This window comes from Bordetella sp. 02P26C-1, assembly GCF_009763255.1.
Lineage (GTDB): Bacteria > Pseudomonadota > Gammaproteobacteria > Burkholderiales > Burkholderiaceae_B > Bordetella_A.
This window is the reverse complement of the sequence record NZ_WSJB01000021.1, coordinates 17,744-36,971: the sequence shown is the minus strand read 5'-3', so window position 1 is coordinate 36,971 and position 19,228 is coordinate 17,744. Positions and strand designations below refer to the sequence as shown.

The 19,228-nt window shown below is 60.2% G+C and carries 15 protein-coding genes and 1 tRNA gene; 5 read left to right on the top strand and 11 right to left on the bottom strand.

Features of this window, described 5'->3' with window-relative positions:
- Position 1 precedes the first annotated feature (1 nt).
- Positions 2-1,234: a 3-methyl-2-oxobutanoate dehydrogenase (2-methylpropanoyl-transferring) subunit alpha gene (locus GOQ28_RS12245; protein ID WP_160350067.1), complete on the bottom strand. Its 1,233-nt coding sequence runs from the start codon at positions 1,232-1,234 to the stop codon at positions 2-4.
- 293 nt (positions 1,235-1,527) lie between these two features.
- Between GOQ28_RS12245 and GOQ28_RS12240 the strand changes: the two genes are divergently transcribed.
- On the top strand, positions 1,528-3,033 hold the full coding sequence (locus GOQ28_RS12240) for a DASS family sodium-coupled anion symporter (protein WP_160356652.1): 1,506 nt from the start codon (positions 1,528-1,530) through the stop codon (positions 3,031-3,033).
- 93 nt (positions 3,034-3,126) lie between these two features.
- Here GOQ28_RS12240 and GOQ28_RS12235 read toward each other — a convergent pair whose 3' ends face one another.
- Together GOQ28_RS12235 and GOQ28_RS12230 are read right to left on the bottom strand one after the other, a co-directional pair.
- Positions 3,127-4,104, bottom strand: coding sequence for a Bug family tripartite tricarboxylate transporter substrate binding protein (locus tag GOQ28_RS12235; RefSeq protein WP_160356651.1), 978 nt, complete (start codon positions 4,102-4,104; stop codon positions 3,127-3,129).
- Between the two features lie 74 nt (positions 4,105-4,178).
- Positions 4,179-6,161, bottom strand: a complete 1,983-nt coding sequence (locus GOQ28_RS12230) for a bifunctional 5-dehydro-2-deoxygluconokinase/5-dehydro-2-deoxyphosphogluconate aldolase (protein WP_160356650.1) — start codon at positions 6,159-6,161, stop codon at positions 4,179-4,181.
- A gap of 79 nt (positions 6,162-6,240) precedes the next feature.
- On the opposite strand from GOQ28_RS12230, the gene GOQ28_RS12225 reads away from it, so the two are divergent.
- Both GOQ28_RS12225 and GOQ28_RS12220 read left to right on the top strand, forming a co-directional pair.
- Positions 6,241-7,137: an SIS domain-containing protein gene (locus GOQ28_RS12225; protein ID WP_160356649.1), complete on the top strand. Its 897-nt coding sequence runs from the start codon at positions 6,241-6,243 to the stop codon at positions 7,135-7,137.
- A gap of 180 nt (positions 7,138-7,317) precedes the next feature.
- Positions 7,318-8,073 carry an acid phosphatase gene (locus tag GOQ28_RS12220; RefSeq protein ID WP_160350072.1) on the top strand — a complete coding sequence of 252 codons (756 nt, stop codon included), beginning with the start codon at positions 7,318-7,320 and terminating at the stop codon, positions 8,071-8,073.
- A 365-nt stretch (positions 8,074-8,438) separates the two neighbouring features.
- Here GOQ28_RS12220 and GOQ28_RS12215 read toward each other — a convergent pair.
- Positions 8,439-8,515: transfer RNA gene (locus GOQ28_RS12215), tRNA-Pro, on the bottom strand.
- A gap of 120 nt (positions 8,516-8,635) precedes the next feature.
- The gene (locus GOQ28_RS12210) at positions 8,636-9,019 is read right to left on the bottom strand and encodes an RNA-binding S4 domain-containing protein (protein WP_160350073.1); all 384 of its coding nucleotides are present in this window, start codon (positions 9,017-9,019) and stop codon (positions 8,636-8,638) included.
- A gap of 108 nt (positions 9,020-9,127) precedes the next feature.
- Between GOQ28_RS12210 and GOQ28_RS12205 the strand changes: the two genes are divergently transcribed.
- On the top strand, positions 9,128-9,727 hold the full coding sequence (locus tag GOQ28_RS12205) for a nitroreductase family protein (protein ID WP_160356648.1): 600 nt from the start codon (positions 9,128-9,130) through the stop codon (positions 9,725-9,727).
- Here the strand turns inward: GOQ28_RS12205 and GOQ28_RS12200 are convergent.
- On the bottom strand, positions 9,724-10,635 hold the full coding sequence (locus GOQ28_RS12200; RefSeq protein ID WP_236844322.1) for a helix-turn-helix transcriptional regulator: 912 nt from the start codon (positions 10,633-10,635) through the stop codon (positions 9,724-9,726). The genes GOQ28_RS12205 and GOQ28_RS12200 overlap by 4 nt on opposite strands.
- Before the next feature lie 280 nt (positions 10,636-10,915).
- Between GOQ28_RS12200 and GOQ28_RS12195 the strand changes: the two genes are divergently transcribed.
- Positions 10,916-13,156, top strand: a complete 2,241-nt coding sequence (locus GOQ28_RS12195) for a TonB-dependent siderophore receptor (protein ID WP_160356646.1) — start codon at positions 10,916-10,918, stop codon at positions 13,154-13,156.
- Positions 13,157-13,256: 100 nt separating this feature from the next.
- On the opposite strand, the gene pstB is transcribed toward GOQ28_RS12195, so the two are convergent.
- The 5 genes from pstB to ppk1 all read right to left on the bottom strand — a co-directional run bounded on the left by pstB (position 13,257) and on the right by ppk1 (position 19,197).
- Complete coding sequence (pstB, locus tag GOQ28_RS12190; protein ID WP_160356645.1) at positions 13,257-14,057, bottom strand: phosphate ABC transporter ATP-binding protein PstB; 801 nt, start codon at positions 14,055-14,057, stop codon at positions 13,257-13,259.
- A gap of 45 nt (positions 14,058-14,102) precedes the next feature.
- Positions 14,103-14,957: a phosphate ABC transporter permease PstA gene (pstA, locus tag GOQ28_RS12185; protein WP_160356644.1), complete on the bottom strand. Its 855-nt coding sequence runs from the start codon at positions 14,955-14,957 to the stop codon at positions 14,103-14,105.
- 18 nt (positions 14,958-14,975) lie between these two features.
- On the bottom strand, positions 14,976-15,914 hold the full coding sequence (pstC, locus tag GOQ28_RS12180) for a phosphate ABC transporter permease subunit PstC (RefSeq protein WP_160356643.1): 939 nt from the start codon (positions 15,912-15,914) through the stop codon (positions 14,976-14,978).
- Positions 15,915-15,956: 42 nt separating this feature from the next.
- The gene (gene pstS, locus GOQ28_RS12175; RefSeq protein WP_160356642.1) at positions 15,957-16,997 is read right to left on the bottom strand and encodes a phosphate ABC transporter substrate-binding protein PstS; all 1,041 of its coding nucleotides are present in this window, start codon (positions 16,995-16,997) and stop codon (positions 15,957-15,959) included.
- 130 nt (positions 16,998-17,127) lie between these two features.
- Positions 17,128-19,197, bottom strand: a complete 2,070-nt coding sequence (ppk1, locus tag GOQ28_RS12170) for a polyphosphate kinase 1 (RefSeq protein ID WP_160356641.1) — start codon at positions 19,195-19,197, stop codon at positions 17,128-17,130.
- Between the last annotated feature and the right edge of the window lie 31 nt (positions 19,198-19,228).

Below are 19,228 nucleotides of genomic sequence, written 5' to 3'. Positions count from 1 at the left end.
ATCACACTCCCAGCGACTGGCGTTGCTGCCGCAGATGCGCCGGCATCTGCTCGTACACGTCCTCGAACATGCTGGCCGCGCTCGGCACATGGCCATCGAGCAGCGTGCCGTATTGTTCGGCCTCTTTCTGGGCGGCCATGATTTCGCTTTCGAGCTCTGCCCGGGCTTGCTCGTACTCAGGCTCGGACCAGATACCGCGCTGGATAAGGTGCTGTTTAAAGCGCGTGATGGGATCGCCCAACGGGAAATGGCTCCAGTCGTCACCAGGACGGTATTTAGAGGGATCGTCGGAAGTGGAATGCGGCCCCGCGCGATAGGTGACCCATTCGATCAGCGTCGGGCCGAGGTTGCGACGCGCGCGCTCGGCTGCCCACTGCGTTGCGGCATACACCGCCAGAAAGTCGTTGCCATCCACCCGCAAAGACGCGATGCCGCAGCCTACCCCTCGCCCGGCGAAGGTCGCGCCTTCGCCGCCAGCGATGGCCTGAAAGGTGGAGATCGCCCATTGATTGTTGACCACGTTCAAAATGACCGGCGCGCGATACACGTGCGCGAAAGTCAGCGCCGTATGAAAGTCTGCCTCGGCAGTGGCCCCGTCGCCGATCCAGGCGGAAGCAATGCGCGTATCCCCCTTGATCGCCGAGGCCATCGCCCAGCCCACGCCCTGAATAAACTGCGTGGCCAAGTTGCCCGAAATGGAAAAAAATCCGGCATCGCGTTTGGAATACATGACCGGCAGCTGACGCCCATGCAGCGGATCGCGTTCGTTGGACATCAGCTGACACATCATCTCCACCAAGGAGACATCGCGCGCCAGCAGAATGCTTTGCTGCCGATAGCTTGGAAAGCACATATCCGCGCGATCCAGCGCCAGGGCATGCGCCACGCCGATGGCTTCCTCGCCCAGGCTTTGCATATAGAAAGAGATCTTCTTCTGACGCTGGGCATTGAGCATGCGCGCATCGAAGAGCCGCGTCTTCATCATGACGCGCATGCCGTTTAGCAGCGTCTGGTCATCCAACTGCGGTGCCCAGGGGCCTTGCGCCACGCCGTCATCATCGATCACTCGCACCAACCGATACGCCAGATCCACCGTATCTTCGGCGGCGACATCGATCGGAGGTTTGGGAATTTCGCCCGCCGCAGACAGGCGCAGATAGGAAAAATCGGTGCGGCAACCCGGACGCCCGGTGGGCTCGGGGACATGCAGTCGTAGTGGGCCGTTTTGGCTCATGAAATGTCTCCACGCTTTGATTGTGTCACGCGCTCTTTTTCTGCCGTAGCCCGCCGCGCGGGGGTAACCGCACGCAAGGCCGTCGCTGGCGGCGTTACGGGGTGGTGTAACGCAACCTGCCATTGCAGATTAGCATAATGCATCTCGGCGGCGAAGAGGCGCTGATCGATGGGTCCGATATATGCTGTCCGCCCGCAGATGCGTTGTCAGTCGCGCGCAGGCTCGCTCATAATGCTGCGGCTGCTATGCCATCGGCGCGTCGCGCCACCCATTTCGCGTCACAAGGACCCTGCATGATTCGTCGATTGCAAGTCGCGCTGGCTGATATACAAAAACGAGTGTCCTTCCGGCTCATTCCCGCGCTTGTCTGCGCCGTGTTTCTGGCGGCCATGTTGCTGGCCCCCACGCCTGGCGGACTGACCGACAAGGCGTGGACGCTGCTGGCGCTGTTTCTCGCGACTATCCTGGCGATCATTCTGAAGGTGATGCCCATCGGCGTGCTGGCGATGATGGCGATCACCGCGGTAGCTGTCACGCAGGTCACCTCGACATCGTCCAAAGGCGCCATTTCGGACGCACTCTCCAGCCTGTCGAACCCCTTGATCTGGCTTATCGTGGTCGCCGTACTCGTGTCGCGCGGGTTGAAGAAAACCGGTCTGGGAAAGCGCATCGGCTTGCTGTTTATCTCGGCACTAGGGCGACGCACGCTAGGCATCGGGTATGGTCTGGCTGTCTGCGAGTTGGTGCTTGCCCCATTCACGCCCAGCAACACGGCACGCGGCGGCGGCATTGTGCATCCCATCATGCGCTCGATCGCGACGGCGTTCGACTCCGATCCGGGGAAAGGCACGGAACGCAAGATGGGTACGTATTTGTCGCTGGTCAATATGCACGCCAATACGATCACCTCGGGCATGTTCGTCACCGCGACCGCACCGAATCCGCTCGTCGTGGACTATGTAGCGCGCGTGACCGATCAGAGTTTCAAGCTTTCGTGGACGACTTGGGCGCTATGCATGTTGCTGCCCGGACTCGTATGCCTGATGCTGATGCCCTTGCTGATGATGTGGCTGTCCCCACCACAGGTCAAGGCCACCCCCGACGCCATCGGCTATGCAAAGACAGAACTCAAAAACATGGGGCCTATATCCGCCGGCGAGAAAGTCATGCTGGGGACCTTTGCCACACTGCTGATATTGTGGGCCGATGTGCCGGCCGCTATTTTTGGACCGGCCTTTACGCTGGACCCGACAGTGGTGGCGTTCATAGGGCTGTCCATTCTGATCATCACCGGCACCATCAATTGGGATGATGTGCTGTCCGAGAAAAGCGCCTGGGATACGCTGATCTGGTTTGGCGCGCTCGTGATGATGGCCGAGCAGTTGAACCGGGCCGGTGTGATTCAATGGTTCTCCACGGGCCTGCAAAACGGCATCGTGTCCTCCGGCATGGAGTGGTACTGGGCAGCGACGTTGCTGGTGCTGCTATTCGTGTTTTCCCACTATTTCTTTGCCAGTACGACGGCGCATATCAGTGCGATGATGCTGGCGTTCCTGGGCGTGGGCGCCGCGCTGGTCCCGCCCGAGTATCTGGTGCCGTTTCTGCTGATGATGGTGGCGGGCTCCACGATCATGATGACGCTCACACACTACGCCACCGGCACATCGCCCATTATCTTCGGCAGCGGCTACGTCCCGCTAGGCACATGGTGGCGTGTCGGCTTCACCATGTGCGTGATTGAACTCGTTATTTACGCAACCGTGGGTATGTTGTGGTGGCGGCTACTTGGTTTTTGGTAGGCCTGCACCGAAACCGCGGGTCATGGGGCTCAGCGCAAGTATCTTCGGCGGCGGGAACTACGACTTTCAGCGCGTATCCCCGCTTCGTCACTATCAGGCCTTGATACCGAGCTTGTCGACCAGCGCCTTGAACACGGCATTGTCGCGTTCGATCACGGCCTGAAAATCGGCCTGGTCGAGATAGCCTTCACCCATGTTGAGTTCGGCCATCGTTTTGCGCAGCGCGGGGGCTTGCAGAGTCGTCGCCATGGCTTCGCGCAGTTTCTGTACCACGGCGTCTGGCGTGCCACGCGGGACGGCCAGACCCCGCCAGCCGCCGATCAGCAGATCGATCCCGCGCTCTTGCAGCGTGGGGACATTTTCCCAGCCCGCGCCGATCCGTTTATCGGCCATGATGGCCAACGGACGAATCTTGCCCGCGGCCACGTAGTTGGCCACCTCCACAGGGGTCACTGCGACGGCTTGAATGTGCCCGCCCAACAAATCCAGCACGGCAGGATTGGCGCCACGGTAAGGAGCATGGTTGAACTGAACACCTGCTTTGTCTTGCAGCGCGGCGGCCGCCAGATGGCCTAGCGATCCGGGACCCGCGTTGCCAACAGTGATCGCGTCCGGTTCCTTGCGGGCGGCCTCGATCAAGTCTTCAATTGTCTGGAACGGCGAATCCGCGCGCACGGCAATCGTGGCCGGGTCGGCGTTCAAACGCGCCACCGGGATCACCGCATCCGAGTTGATCTTGGTCATGCCCATATGCGGAATCATGGTCAACTCGACGGTGATAATGCCGACCTTATAGCCGTCCGGCTTGGCATTGGCCAGTTCGGTCCAGCCGACAGCGCCACTGGCGCCCGCACGATTCAGCACGATCAGATCTTGGCCCACTTGAGGACGTGCCGCCTCGGCCAAGGCGCGTGCGAGCACATCCGTGCCACCGCCCGCGGCGAACGGCACGATCAATTCGATCGGCCGTTGTGGATAGGCGTCCGAGGCACGAGCCACGGCCGGCAACATGAAGGCGCCGGCCAGCGCGCCAAGGGAGCCGAGGAATTGACGGCGGGTAGTGACAGTCATGGAGATCTCCTTTTTACGTTGTTCTGCTCGCGGCCACGGCGGGCCGCTCAATATCATCAAAGACAGGGGCGGACTCAGGCCGTGGCGGATTGCGGTGCTACAGCCTCGTGCTCGGCGCGGCGACTACGACGCCAACCCGCGACAAGCGCGCGAAATGATTGGGCTACAGCCGCCTGGAACGTCCGATCATCCGTTTCGCCGCGCAGCCATGCCCGTGCGGGTGCGGCCCACACAGTGCGACCGATCATGAACCCTTTGACCACGGGCGCCTGAGCTTCGGCAAAGGCTTCGACCAACTGCTCCAGCGGTTGGGACAAACCCAAGATCACGGCCCCCCGGCACCACGGGTCGCGGTCGCGCACCAACGCGTCAAGCGCCTCCCAATTGGCCCGGCTCATGGCGCCAACTTTCCACCATTCCGGCTTGATCCCCATGTCGTAAAAATGCTGGATCGCGCGCACCACGGCTTGGCCGCGATCGTCTGGCCCCAGCGTGTCTTTGGGCGGAATGACTTCCAGCAGCAACTCGTGTCCGCTGGCGCGAGTGGCCGTCCAGACCTGGCGCAGCCAGGCATCTTGCTCATCACGCAGCGACTGGGCGTCATCGGGATGATAGAAAACCAGACACTTGACCGTATGCAACAGCGGCCAGTGCTGCAACTCGGTCGCCAGAGAATCCGTCCCGTCAAAACGCAGAGGACGCGAGCCCGGCAGTTCGATCGGCCGGCCTATCCACCAACCACGACCCGTGGCCTCGTGCAGCGCCTCGGCGCCCAGATCACGCCGACCATCGATCAGCACGCCCATGCGACCCGCATTGCCCTCGTCGCGCTCGACATCGGCCACGACCTCATTAATCAGGCGCTTGAGCGTGCGCAATCGTTCCAACGGCGCGCCAGTCTCGTGCGCGAGGTCCTCGAACTGACTGCGATGGTCGTAAGCCAGCACGCAGAGTTCGGGCCAGGCCGGGCGCGCCCGACTGACGCGATGCAGATGCGACAAGGCGGCATCATGATCGGGTCGCGTATGGCGATGCCCCGAGAACCAGTGATCCAATTCCGCTCGGGTCGGCATGGCCGGCGCGCAACCGTGCCGCGACACCACAATCGCGCCGCAAGCATTGGCAATGGCGGCGGATTCCGCGAGGCTTTTACCGCGCAACAAGCCGGCCAGAAGACCCGAGGCGAACGCATCGCCCGCGCCCAATACGTTCAACACCTCGACGCGCTCGCCCATTACGGTGGGCGCATCGTCGATACGATCCGGCACCGGACCCTCGATCAGCGAGCAGCCCAAGGGGCCGCGTTTGACCACAAATACCGCTTGACTGCACGCGCGCACGCGACGCAGGCTCTCGATCAGGTCACCCTCGACGCCCCCTGCGATCAACCATTCTTCTTCAGTGCCGATAATCAAATCGAACTGATGCAGTTCAGCTTGCAGACGTGCGCTGACCTCTGCGCTGGCCACATAACGCGTTTCGCCATCGCCGCGCGTGGTCAGGCCCCACAACACCGGCCGGTAATCGATATCCAGCATCCGCACCACGCCATGTCGCGCCGCGATGTCCAACGCGCGGCGGCTCGCCGCCAGGACACCCGGCGCGCTCAAATGGGTGCCGGTGATAATCAGGCTACGGCAGCGCGCCAGGAAATTTTCATCGATGGCATCGGCGTCCAAGGCCATGTCCGCGCAGTTTTCGCGCGCGAATAAAAGGGGGAACGTGTCCTTATCCTTGATCCCCAACAACACCATGCCGGTCAGACGTTGCGGGTCTATCTGAATCTGACTCGTGTCGCATCCTTCAAGGCGCAAGGTGTCGATCAAGAACCGCCCATTCTGTTCGTCGCCCACGCGCGAGATCATCGCCGAGCGCAATCCCAGACGCGCCGTGCCGAAGGCCATATTCCCAGACGAACCGCCCAGGTACTTGGCAAAACTGTGCGCTTCCTCAAGACTGCAGCCGATCTGCTGTGCATAGAGATCGACCGCCAGCCGACCCAGGCAAGCCACATCGATCGGGCGATTAGCAGGAAAATTCAGCGGTGAAGTCGTCATGTGCTAGCGTGGGGATATCCCCGTGGTGGATGCTACTGGGCTGCTATCATAGTTCAAATAGAAAATATTTTCCAAAACAGTGAAAAATAGAAAATTCCAGCCAATCCAGCCGGAAAATGAGTCGCCCTACGCCGACGCGGGCGCATTTCTGGTGGCGCTGCGCGAACAATTCGATGCGCTCAGCCGACAGCTCAAGCGCATCGGCCAGTATGTCGAAATGCAGGGAGAGCGCGTCGCGTTCGACGGCATCCAGGCCACGGCTGACAGCTGCGGCGTGCCGGCTTCGGCCGTGGTGCGGTTTGCCAAGCACTTCGGGTTTTCAGGCTACACGCAGATGCAGCTCTTGTTCCGCGCGGATGCCGCGAGGCAGCTCGCGGTTCAGCATGATTACCAGGATCGGATTCGAGGACTGATCGCCAGCGGCGAGGCCACCGGACAAGCGGACGTGGGCGGCGCGCGGCTCGCGCATGCAGTCATCGAAGGCAGCATCGCCAGTCTGCAAGCCCTGCAGCGCGGGCTGCCCACGGATCAATTCGAAGCTGCCGTTGAGTTGATGCTGGAAGCGCCCGCAATCTGGCTCGCCGCGTCGCGGCGCGCGTTTCCGGTGGGGTCCTATTTGGCCTATGCCTTGCAACATACCGCTAAGCCCGTGCATTGGCTGCATGGCCTCGGCGCGATGCAAAAGGGCGAGCTACGCGCATTGGCGCCGGGCGATGTGATGCTCGCGGTGTCGTTCGAGCCATATGCCCCGGAAACATTGGAGGTCGTCGATCTGGCCTTGGCGCGCGGTGCCCGCGTGCTGGCGCTGACCGACAGCCAGTTAAGTCCGTTGGCGGCACGGGCGACGGTCACGCTGTTGGCTCAGGACAGTGCGACGTTCGGATTTCGTTCGCTGACCAGCACGCTATGTCTGGCGCAGTCATTATTTTTGGCGTTGGCGTATCGGATGGAATTGGCTTACGAGCCAACAAAGTAAAACTCGCTTCACCATCGCCAGAGCGATTCACCGGCCGCGAAAAAATGAGACAAGTCTTAGCTCGTATTAATTGCATAGAGCAATAATGACGTAAGGCCGGTACGGAGCCAGATCGCCACGCATGCGCCATGTTGGTAAACCTGTTAACCAGCTGACGCCGCTCCAAAACATTGAACAACGATGCTCAGACATTTTCTTTTGATTTCGACATTTTGCGGGTTGGCGCAGCTTACCGCCGTACATGCAACGGAAAATCCGGGTTTTCTTACTGCGAAGACGGCCCCTGACAGCCTGGCCATATTGCCCCCGCCTCCTGCGGAAACTTCCGTGGCATTCCTCGCGGATGAGGCCGAATACAAAGCCGGCCATGTATTAAGGGACCCGGAAAGAACAGCCCTCGCGGCTCAAGATGCCGACTACAAGAATTTCGGAAGCGCTTTCTCGGAAGCGTTTGGAATGGAAATTTCGGCCAGTCACACGCCGGTGCTGTTTGCACTCATGAATCGAATCTTGCACGACAGCCACGACTACGCGATGCGAAGCGCCAAAAACCATTACATGCGGGTGCGCCCGTTTGTTATCTATAAAGATGCGACATGTACGCCGGAGCGAGACAGCAAAATGGCGAAAACGGGCTCTTATCCGTCTGGACATGCGTCTTTTGGATGGGCAGCTGCCCTGGTATTGGCCGAAATTAATCCCGAGCGTGAAACGCAGATTTTGCGCCGGGGCCTGTCATTCGGTGACAGCCGGGTAGTGTGTGGTGCTCACTGGCGCAGCGACGTAGACAATGGGCGGATCATGGGCGCGGCAGTCGTGGCCGCACTACATGCCAACCCGCAATTCATGCAGGCATTAAACGCGGCAAAAAAGGAGTTTATTGAACTCGATGACCGCGGATCTCAAGCCATAGTTCAACGCCGTTCAGGAAACTAGATCAGCTCCACCGCTGACCGAAAAGCGGCTTAACCCGTCACGGTGGGTACAAGCCAACGCCCACCTGTACTCGGCGTTCAAAGACCACGGGTACGCACCGCACGAGGTTCGGCGCTATATCCGCACGGATTGTCGGGGCGCGAGCGTCAATCGTGGGAGTTCGGATATTTAGCGCTGTCGTCCGGGTCAAGCCCGATCTGCGCAACGCCGAGCGGGAACTGGTACGCCATGCGAGTCAAAACGCAAGCCTCGCTATACCATTGGTTTATTTGTCGAATTTAGCTGACTAGTCGGGCCTTTGTTTAAGCCTCAATCAGCAAATAAAAAAGGCCTACAGACGAAAATCTGTAAGCCTTTGATTTTATTGGTCGGGGCGGCGGGATTCGAACTCGCGACCCTCTGCTCCCAAAGCAGATGCGCTACCAGGCTGCGCTACGCCCCGACGGGTACTGCCATCTGTTAGACGCTGCGTGAGGCGACATCGAACAGGGAACGGAATGCTACCACATTCCGCACCGCGCTGGGATAGCCCAAACGTTGCCCCTCTCAAGCCGCGACGCCCTTATTTCCCGCGAACTTGATCGATCAGGCGACGATCGCGCTTGGTGGGGCGACCCGCGGTTAACGCCTGCGCGGGTTCCGGGGCAAGACGCCGCAACTCGGCGGCGCGTTCGCGCGCGACGATACTCTCGGCCGTTTCCTCATATAGCTGCCGCGCCACGGGCGCCGGGCCGCGCACCGCGCTGATGGCGCGGACCTCGACATGAATGGGCGGATCTTCTTTACGCACCGTAACCAGATCGCCAACGGCGACTTCGCGCGCGGGTTTGGCCGGCTGATGATTGACCAGCACCCGGCCTTTGCCGATTTCCTGGGAAGCCAGGCTGCGGGTCTTATAGAAACGGGCTGCCCACAGCCACTTATCGAGTCGCAGTTTTTCCGTCATAAGGTGCATTCTAGCGGCAAAGCCCCGACGGTCCGCAGGGCAATCGCGGGGACGATACAGGGCTGGCAGATAGAATGCAGGTACGTAGACAACGCAGGACTTTTCTTAATGAGCAATACCTTTCTCGACAAACTCAAGCAACGCCGCAGCCAATATGCCCTGGGCCGCGACGTATCCCTGTCCAAGGAAGACCTCGCTTCGCTGATTCAGGAAGCCGTCAAGCACAGCCCCTCGTCGTTTAACTCGCAAAGTTCGCGTGCCGTGATTCTGTTTGGCGACCAGAGCGAAAAGCTTTGGCAAATTGCCATCGAAGAAGTACGCAAGGTCGCGCCGCCGGAAAATTTTGACAAAACCGTCACCCGTCTGACGAGTTTTGCGGCAGGCGTGGGCACGGTACTGTTCTATGAAGACCAGGACGTCGTCCGGGGACTGCAAGAGAAATTCGCGCTGTATGCAGACAATTTCCCGATCTGGTCAGAGCAATCGAGCGGCATGGCGCAACTGGCCGTGTGGGCCGCGCTGGCTGACGCCGGCGTGGGCGCGAGTCTGCAGCATTACAACCCACTCATTGACGCGGCGGTCGCGGCTGAATGGAACATCCCGGCCAGCTGGAAATTGCGCGCGCAAATGCCGTTTGGGGCCAATGCCGGCGGATTCGGCGAGAAAACCTTTATGGATGACGCGGAGCGCTTCCGCGTGATCGGTTAATCGCCACGCCGGCCCGCCTGGCCGGGGGCAATGCCGTATCGTTGCCGAAAGGCGGTCGCGAAATTCGCCGGGCTGGAATAGCCCGCGATCAGCGCCGCTTCGGTCACGCTCACGGCATCGCGCTCCAACGCCATGCGCGCCCGCGCCAGGCGTGCGTCGCGTAAATACGCGAACACCGTTTTTCCCCAGGCCGCGCGAAACTGTCGTTGCAAGGTATTGACGCTGACGCAGGCCTGGCGGGCAATTTCGACCAGACTCATCTCATCGGCCGCGCCGCTGTCGAGCAGGTCGCGCACCTGTTCCATCCGGACGCGTTCGCGCGGACGCAGCGTTACCCCCACAGGCGCCATCGCGGCGCCATCCAGATCCGAAAGCGCATCGACGACCAACGCCATACAGCGCGACTCCTGATATAGCCGCCAAAGTGGTCCTTCGAGGGCCGATGGGGCCAACATCTGCGTGACCAACGCCACGGTCTGCGACGAAGCCATCCACGGATGAACGGAGAGATGGCGCCGGGCAAACTCCAGGCAAAACGGCATCGTGTCGCCCAGACGTTCCCTCAGCCAAGCCTCGCTTAGCGTCAGACTGACGCTGCGCTCGATGTCGCCACGCCGGGATTGCCTCACGAAACGGGCTGGCTCGGTCAGCGCCACCATCGCGCCGGCCGCGCCGCCGTCGCGATGCGGCCCGAGCAACAGACGATAGCCGTCGTAGCTGACATCCGCCCTGCCCGCGACCGTAACAGCAATGCGCAGACCTGGCTGCAGATCGGCACGGACGGCCGCTCCCTGCAGGTCCCGCGCATCGACCCGATGTTGGATGAGGCCCTCGCTTAGCTTCGTCGTGTCGATCAGGCCCTCGAAAACAGGCTGCTGCGCGCTGGGCGCCTCGACAGCGTATCGCAAGGCACTATGGGCCGCCTGGCTATGTAACGCGGCTTTATCGATTAACCCGGCTGGCTGAGTTATCCGCGCAGCGCTCCCCGTAGAAACCGTGTCCATGTAACTTCAGATGACCAAATGAGGATTTAGCAAAGCAATTTGGTGTGCATTCAAAGTCGTGATCCGCCCTCGCCTGACATAATCGCCTCTGTGAATGATAGTGTAAATCATTCCTAATAATACTAATCAGCGCACCCCTGCGCGGGGATGCGCACAATGTTTTGCGCATTCGGAGAAGCCGGCCATGTCAACGCCACCTTTCAAGCGCCATTATCTCGGCGCCCTAGTCACTCTCGCTCTGTCAGGCGCTACCCTGCCCAGCGTCGTTCAGGCTCAGATGAGCGAGGCCAACGCTCCCCTGCCGACGGACCCGGCCGTGGTGCAGGAGCTGTCCGCTGTCGAGGTGCTTGGCACCGCGGAAGAGGAAGTCAAAGAATCGCTGGGCGTTTCGGTGATCACGGCCGAAGAAATCCAACGTCGCCCGCCGACCAACGATCTGTCCGACATCATCCGCCGCGAACCCGGCGTGAACTTGACGGGAAACAGTGCTAGTGGCGCGCGTGGCAATAGCCGTCAGATCGACATCCGCGGCATGGGTCCGGAAAACACCCTGATCCTGATCGACGGCAAGCCGGTCGAATCGCGCAACGCCGTGCGCTATGGCTGGAACGGCGATCGCGACACGCGTGGCGACACCAACTGGGTGCCGGCCGAGGAAGTCGAACGTATCGAAGTCATCCGCGGCCCGGCCGCTGCCCGCTATGGTTCGGGCGCGATGGGGGGTGTGGTCAACATCATCACCAAGCAGCCCACGGACAAGACGACGGCATCGGCGACGTACTACATCAATCAGCCTGAAAACAGCAAGGAAGGCAACACCAACCGGGTCAACGCACGTTTGTCCACGCCAATCACCGATACGGTGAGCATGCGCGTGTACGCAAACTACAACAAGACGAATCCTGACGATCGCAACATTAACGCCGATCACGCGACAGTCGATGCGAATGGCGTGGCCAACACGTCCGGCCGCGAAGGTGTCATCAACCAAGACTTGAACGCGCTGTTCGCCTGGCGTCCGACGACCCGCGACACGTTCGAGTTCGAGGCAGGCTTTAGCCGTCAAGGCAACCTGTACGCCGGCGACACGATGAACAACGTAAACAGTGCGTTCTCGGATAGCCTCTACGGCAAAGAAACCAACGCGATGTATCGCGAGAGCTTTGGCGTCACGCACCGCGGTAACTACGATTGGGGTACGTCGCGCACGGAACTGTCGTACGACTACACGCGCAACTCGCGTCAGGCAGAGGGTCTCGCCGGCGGCCCGGAAGGCGCCCCGACCGATCTCGGCCGCGATACCGCGCGCCTGCGCACGCTGCGTGGCGCAAGCGAAGTCAGCGTGCCGTTCACGCTGGGCCTGCAGCAAGTGGCCACCGTGGGTATCGAATACCTGCATGAGTCGCTGGACGATCCGTCGTCGCTGCGTCAAACCTATACGGGTGGCACGATTCCCGGCACCGCGACGGGCGACCGTCCGACCAAGACCTCACAAGACAGCTACGCGCTCTTTGTCGAGGACAATATCCAAGCCGGCATGCGCACCATCGTGACGCCGGGGCTGCGTTATGACCACAACAGCGAATTTGGCGGCAACTTCAGCCCGAGCCTGAACACCTCGTATAAAGTCACCGACACGCTGCGCCTGAAAGGCGGTATCGCGCGCGCCTACAAGGCGCCCAACCTGTATCAATCGAACCCGAACTATCTGCTGTATAGCCGCGGTAATGGTTGCTCGGTCGCCGAAGCGAACTCCAACGGCTGCTACCTGGTGGGTAGTTCGGATCTGAAGCCCGAAATCAGCGTCAATAAGGAAATCGGCTTCGAGTATGACCCGGGTACGTGGAAAACCAGCGTCGCGTATTTCCGCAACGATTACAAAAACAAAATCGTCGCGGATACCGAGTATCTGTACCGTTTGAACAATGGCGCTCGCGTGCTGCAATGGTCCAACAGCGGCAAGGCCGTGGTCGAAGGCTTGGAAGGCAACCTCTTCGTGCCTCTGACCCCGACGTTGGACTGGAACACCAACTTCACTTACATGCTGCAAAGCAAGAGTAAGGATACGGGCGAGCCGCTGAGCGTGATTCCTCAGTACACGATCAACAGCACGCTTGATTGGTTCTACACGCCCGAATGGTCGTTCCAAGCCAACCTGACCTACTACGGCAAGCAGAAAGGGCCGAAGACCAATATGCGTACCGGTGAAACGCTGGAAGGCAACGGCCGTCAAACCGTCAGCCCCTATGCATTGGTGGGTCTGAGCGTGGGCTACGAGCCCAACAACAACCTGCGTTTCCGCGTGGGCGTGAGCAACCTGTTCGACAAGAAGCTCTATCGTGAAGGCAACGCCAGCAGCGCAGGCGCGGCGACCTACAACGAACCGGGTCGCGCTTACTATGCCACGATGACTGTGACGTACTAAGCCGTACTCAGCATGGAAAATCGCCAGGGCCGTGATTGACGGGTCCTGGCGATTCTTTTTGCGAGGCCCCGAAGGGCGTTATCTTTGGTTCGTTGGCGCCTTAGCCAAAACGGCCCGTGATGTAGTCCTCGGTCTCTTTACGCGCGGGTTTGACAAAGATCTGGTCGGTCTCGCCAAACTCCATCAACTCGCCCAAGTACATATACGCGGTGTAGTCGGAACAGCGCGCCGCCTGCTGCATGTTGTGGGTCACGATGACGACCGTGTAGTCATTCTTTAACTCGGCGATCAGCTCCTCGATCTTCGCGGTCGATATCGGATCGAGCGCCGAGCAGGGTTCATCCAGCAGCAGCACCTCCGGCTTGATCGCCACGCCGCGCGCGATACACAAGCGTTGCTGTTGCCCGCCCGACAAGCTGTTGCCGTTCTGGTGTAGCTTGTCCTTGACCTCGTTCCACAATGCGGCCTTGGTCAAGGCCCATTCCACGCGTTCTTCCATCTCGCCTTTAGAGAGGCGCTCGAACAGCTTCACACCGAAGGCGATGTTGTCATAGATGCTCATCGGAAAGGGCGTGGGCTTCTGGAACACCATGCCGACCTTGGCGCGGATGAGCGAAATATCCATCTTCGAGGTCAACAGATCTTCACCGTCGAGCAAGATCTCGCCCTCTGCGCGCTGACCGGGATAGAGTTCGAACATGCGATTAAAGGTGCGCAGCAGCGTCGACTTGCCGCAGCCGGACGGGCCGATGAACGCGGTGACCTTATTCTTGCGAATGGAGAGGTCCACGTTGCGTAACGCATGGAACTTGCCATAGTAGAAGTTGAGATTCTTGACCTCCAGCTTAGGCCGGGCGTCGGGGGTCGTTGTTTTAGCATCGACCAGTACCGTATTTTGCATAGCGTTTTTTCCTGATGCCGCGCGCTCAGACGCGCCGCAGGGCGATCACGATTTCCGAAACAGGCTGCGCGCGAGGATATTGATCCCCAGCACCAGCAAGGTAATAAGCGTCGCGCCAGCCCAAGCCAAGTTGTTCCAGTCTTTGAAAGGACTGGCGGCATATTGATAGATGACGACGGGCAGATTCGACATAGGGGCGTTCATGTCCCATGACATGAATTGATTCGATAGCGCGGTGAATAGCAGCGGCGCGGTCTCGCCGGAAATGCGCGCGATCGCCAGCAGGATGCCGGTGATGATGCCGCTCTTGGCCGCGCGATAACACACCATGGTGATCATGCGCCACTTCGGGCATCCGAGGGCAGCTGCCGCTTCGCGCAAGCTGTTGGGTACCAGCAAGAGCATATTGTCGGTGGTGCGCACCACCACCGGCACCACCAGGATGGACAAAGCCAGCGCGCCCGCCCATCCGGAAAAGTGCCCGACCTGCGCCACATACACGGCATAGATGAACAGCCCGATGATGATGGATGGCGCGGAGAGCAACACGTCGTTCAGGAACCGCGTCGCGGGCGCTAGCCAGCCACGCTGGCCGTATTCCGCCAGATAGGTCCCCGCCAACACCCCGATCGGCGTACCAATCAAGGTCCCCACGCCGGCCATCAACAGACTGCCCACGATGGCGTTAATCAAGCCACCATCCTGACCGGGTGGCGGCGTGATCTCGGTAAAGAGGCTCCACGACAAGGCGGGCGCGCCTTTCAACAACAGGGTCAGGATGATCCAGCACAGCCAGAACAAACCGAACACCAGCGTGGCCAGTGAAAGCGTCAACATAACTTTGTTGACCAGGCGCCGTCGCCGATAGATGCCGTTATTTGTGTTGATATTGTCGAACATGTGTTGTCCCCGGGGCTATCAGGTCTTTTTGCCTTCGTTAGCTGTCGCTCTGGAAAGCAGCACCTTTGAGAGCGCGAGCACAACCGTGGTGATGAGGAACAGAATCAGGCCGAGTTCCAATAGCGCGGATTTTTGGATTCCGCCCGCCTCGTTGAATTCGTTGGCGAGCGCGGAAGCAATCGAATTGCCCGGTGAGAACAAAGAGCCCGGGAACTGAAACGCATTGCCGATCACGAAAGTCACCGCCATGGTTTCGCCCAGTGCGCGCCCAAGGCCCAGCATGATGCCGCCGATCACGCCCGTCTTCGTATAGGGCAACACCACGCGCCACATCACTTCCCAGGTCGTGCTGCCCAAGCCGTAGGCAGACTCTTTGAGTAGCGTAGGCACCAGTTCGAACACATCGCGCATCACCGCAGCGATGAAGGGGATGATCATGATCGACAAAATAAGCCCGGCCGTGAAAATCCCGATCCCAAACGGCGGGCCGGCAAACAGCTCGCCCACGACAGGCAGACTCCCCAACACCGAAATCAATGACGGTTGCACGTACTGCTGGAAGATCGGCACAAAGACAAACAGGCCCCACATCCCGTAAATAATCGATGGAATCGCGGCCAGCATCTCAATCGCGGTGCCGAGCGGCCGGCGCAACCACGCGGGTGCCAACTCAGTCAGGAAAATCGCGATGCCAAACGACACAGGCACCGCGATGATGAGCGCGATGGCCGAGGTCAATAACGTGCCCACGATGGGCACCACCGCACCATAGCTTTGCTGTACTGGATCCCAATCGTTATGCCACAGAAACGCCAGGCCGTATTTCGACAAGGTCTCTCGGCTGCCATAGACCAGCGACAACATAATGGCCGCCAGCAACAGGAACACCAGGAACGCAAACAGCCGCGTAGCGTGCTTGAACAGCGCATCCAGGAGCGCGTGATTATTTGACTTCATAGGCGAACGCTAGGGGGTGGCGGCTGCTTGATGACCTTAGGTTTACTTCCAGACGGGCTTGCCATCGGCGGACTTAATTTCGCCCCATGCGTCCCGGATCTGCGCCGTCACGTTATCGGGCAGCGGCACGTAGTCCAAGGCTTGGGCGGCCGGCGCGCCATTCTTGAAGGCCCAGTCAAAGAACTCGAGCACCGCGCGAGCCTGTTCAGGTTTGTCCTGCACCTTGTGCATGAGGATAAAGGTGGCTGCGGTCACGGGCCAGGATTTGGCACCCGGCTCGTTGGTCAGCACCACACCCATGCCAGGCGCGGCCTTCCAGTCGGCGTTTGCTGCCGCAGCGGCAAAAGCGCCCTGCTCCGGCTGCACGAATTGCCCGTCCTGGTTTTGCAACTGCGTCCATGCCAGCTTGTTCTGCTTGGCGTAGGCGTATTCGACGTAGCCAATCGAGTTTTTCAGCTGGCCCACGTAAGCGGCGACACCCTCGTTGCCCTTGCCGCCGTGGCCCGTCGGCCATTTAACGGCTTTGCCTTCACCGACCTTTTCTTTCCACTCTGGCGAGACCTTGGAGAGATAGTTCGTCCAGCCGAATGTGGTGCCCGATCCATCCGAGCGATGCACCACGATGATGTCGGTCGAAGGCAGCTTCAGACCGGAGTTGAGAGCCTTGATGGCATCGTCGTCCCACTTCTTGATTTTGCCGAGGAAAATATCGGCGAGCACGGGGCCCGACAGCTTCAGTTGGCCCGGTTCGATGCCATCGACGTTAATGACGGGCACCGTGCCGCCTATCACGGCGGGGAATTGCAACAGGCCGCTCTTTTCGAGGTCGTCGGCCTTGAGGGGGTCGTCAGAGGCGCCGAAATCGACGGTTTTGGCCTTGATCTGCTGCTGGCCGCCGCCAGAGCCGATGGACTGATAATTGACGGCCACACCGGTGGCGGCTTTGTAATCGGACGCCCACTTGGCGTAGACAGGGTACGGGAACGAAGCGCCCGCGCCAGTGACATTGGCAGCCTGCGCCGCGAATACGGCGCCGCCCAGGGCCACGCCGACGGTAATCTGCTTCAGTACACGCTTGAACATGGAGTTCCTTCTGTGCTTGTTGAGGAGGTCGCGGCGGGCGTTTTGGGCTCGCTCCGCTCATCGACAGCACGCATCTTAAAAGGCCAACATGACAAGTCTGTGACAGTTGCTGATCACGCGTCAGGCCACGCTATTTCAAACGCTCCATGAGATGTTCGTGCAGATTGAACGGCGCACGGTGATTACGCGCGGGCGCATAGGTGCCATCGGGCCGCTGATCCCAGGCGAGCTGGTTGTCGCGCCAGGCAAAGGTAAAGGCCTCTTCGATCACGCGTTTCTTGGCGTGCTTATCGCGTATGGGAAATGCGATTTCCACGCGGCGAAAGAAATTTCGGTCCATCCAATCGGCCGATGACAAATAAACGGTTTCCGCGCCATCCGCATAGAAATAAAAGACGCGCGAATGCTCGAGAAAACGCCCGACGATAGAGCGCACGCGGATGTTTTCTGATAGCCCTGGCACCCCTGCCCGCAGCGCACAGACGCCACGCACAACCAGGTCGATCTTCACGCCAGCCTGGCTGGCGTGGTAGAGCTCGGTGATGATGCGCTCCTCGAGCAAGGCGTTCATCTTGGCCATGATCTTTGTGGGGCGCCCTTCCTGAGCCGCGCGTGTCTCGGCCTGGATCAACGCCATCATGGTTTCGTGCATGGTGAAGGGCGACTGCACCAGCGTCTTCAGCTTGCGGCGCGCGCCGAGCCCGGTGAGCTGGCCAAATACCTTGTCCATGTCCTCGCACAGATCCGGGTCGGCGGTCAGCAGGCCAAAGTCCGTATATAGACGCGCGGTGCGGGGGTGATAGTTGCCTGTACCCAGATGCGCGTAGCGCCGTAGCTTGCCTTTTTCCCGGCGCAGGACCACGGCCATTTTGGCGTGCGTTTTATGCGCGACCACGCCGTACACGACGTGCGCGCCCACCTCCTCCAGACGCGCCGCCCAATTGATGTTGGTCTGTTCGTCAAAGCGCGCCATCAGTTCAACCACGACGGTGACCTCCTTGCCAGCGCGCGCGGCCGCCAGCAGGATTTTCATGAGTTCCGAATCCTCGCCGGTGCGATAGATCGTCTGCTTGATCGCCATCACGTCCGGATCCAGTGCGGCGGCAGTCAGAAAATCGATAACGGGCTGGAAGGACTGGTACGGGTGATGCAGCAGCCGGTCGGCTTTGGCGATGGCGGCAAACAGGTCAGCCGGCTTGTCCGCCACGCGATCCAGCGGCGGCGGAACCGAGCCGTGATGGGGGGTGTAGAGCAGGTCGGGCCGGCTACCCACCTCGCACAGCTGTATCAGGCGCGACAAATTCACCGGCCCATGTACGCGATAAGTGTCGTTGGCCGTGAGCGAGAACTCGTCCTGTAAGTAGGCCTCGAGTTCGGGCGGGGTGAGGCGATCGATTTCCAGCCGCACCGATGCGCCAAAATTGCGCTGCGAGAGTTCGCCCTGCAAGGCCAGCCGCAGGTTGGTGACTTCTTCTTCATCGACAAAGAGATCGCTGTTGCGCGTGACGCGCCATTGATAACAGCCCAGCATTTCCAAGCCGGGAAACAGCTCGCCCACGAAGGCGCGCAGCAGCGAGGTCAGCAGGATGTAGCCATCGGGCTTGCCCGAAATCTCGGGCGGCATCTTGATCAGCCGTGGCAACGCGCGCGGTGCTTGCACGATGGCGATAGACGCTTGACGCCCGAACGCATCGGCCCCGGACAGCGCGACGATAAAGTTCAGGCTCTTGTTATATACCCGGGGAAACGGATGCGCCGGATCCAGCCCGATGGGAGTCAGCAGCGGCATCACATCGTTGGTGAAGAGCTCGTAGGCCCACTGCTGCTGCGCCGCGTTCCATTCCGAAGCATGCAGCAGCGCGATGCCCTCGGCATCAAGGCGCGGCAGGATGTCGTCATTGAGCAGCTGATACTGGCGCTCCACCAGTGCGTGCACCTTTTCCTGCACCCGTACAAACACCTCGGCCGGCGTACGGCCGTCGGGGCCGACCATGCCAGGATTCTGGCGGATCTTTTCCTTCAAGCTGGAGACGCGGATCTCGAAAAACTCGTCGAGGTTGGAGCTGACGATACAGACATAGCGCAGGCGCTCTAGGAGCGGGACTTCGGGATTTTCCGCCATCGCCAGCACCCGTTCATTGAATTTCAACAGCGACAGCTCACGATTCAAAAATGGGGAATCGACCTTCGATGCGGACATACCGAGTTCCATTACTAGGGCGCAGAGGCTG

Coding starts and splice junctions, on each gene's coding strand:
- GOQ28_RS12245 (WP_160350067.1), bottom strand. CDS start 1,234: ATGAGCCAAAACGGCCCACTACGACTGCATGTCCCCGAGCCCACCGGG.
- GOQ28_RS12240 (WP_160356652.1), top strand. CDS start 1,528: ATGATTCGTCGATTGCAAGTCGCGCTGGCTGATATACAAAAACGAGTG.
- GOQ28_RS12235 (WP_160356651.1), bottom strand. CDS start 4,104: ATGACTGTCACTACCCGCCGTCAATTCCTCGGCTCCCTTGGCGCGCTG.
- GOQ28_RS12230 (WP_160356650.1), bottom strand. CDS start 6,161: ATGACGACTTCACCGCTGAATTTTCCTGCTAATCGCCCGATCGATGTG.
- GOQ28_RS12220 (WP_160350072.1), top strand. CDS start 7,318: ATGCTCAGACATTTTCTTTTGATTTCGACATTTTGCGGGTTGGCGCAG.
- GOQ28_RS12210 (WP_160350073.1), bottom strand. CDS start 9,019: ATGACGGAAAAACTGCGACTCGATAAGTGGCTGTGGGCAGCCCGTTTC.
- GOQ28_RS12205 (WP_160356648.1), top strand. CDS start 9,128: ATGAGCAATACCTTTCTCGACAAACTCAAGCAACGCCGCAGCCAATAT.
- GOQ28_RS12195 (WP_160356646.1), top strand. CDS start 10,916: ATGTCAACGCCACCTTTCAAGCGCCATTATCTCGGCGCCCTAGTCACT.
- pstB (WP_160356645.1), bottom strand. CDS start 14,057: ATGCAAAATACGGTACTGGTCGATGCTAAAACAACGACCCCCGACGCC.
- pstA (WP_160356644.1), bottom strand. CDS start 14,957: ATGTTCGACAATATCAACACAAATAACGGCATCTATCGGCGACGGCGC.
- pstC (WP_160356643.1), bottom strand. CDS start 15,914: ATGAAGTCAAATAATCACGCGCTCCTGGATGCGCTGTTCAAGCACGCT.
- pstS (WP_160356642.1), bottom strand. CDS start 16,997: ATGTTCAAGCGTGTACTGAAGCAGATTACCGTCGGCGTGGCCCTGGGC.
- ppk1 (WP_160356641.1), bottom strand. CDS start 19,197: ATGTCCGCATCGAAGGTCGATTCCCCATTTTTGAATCGTGAGCTGTCG.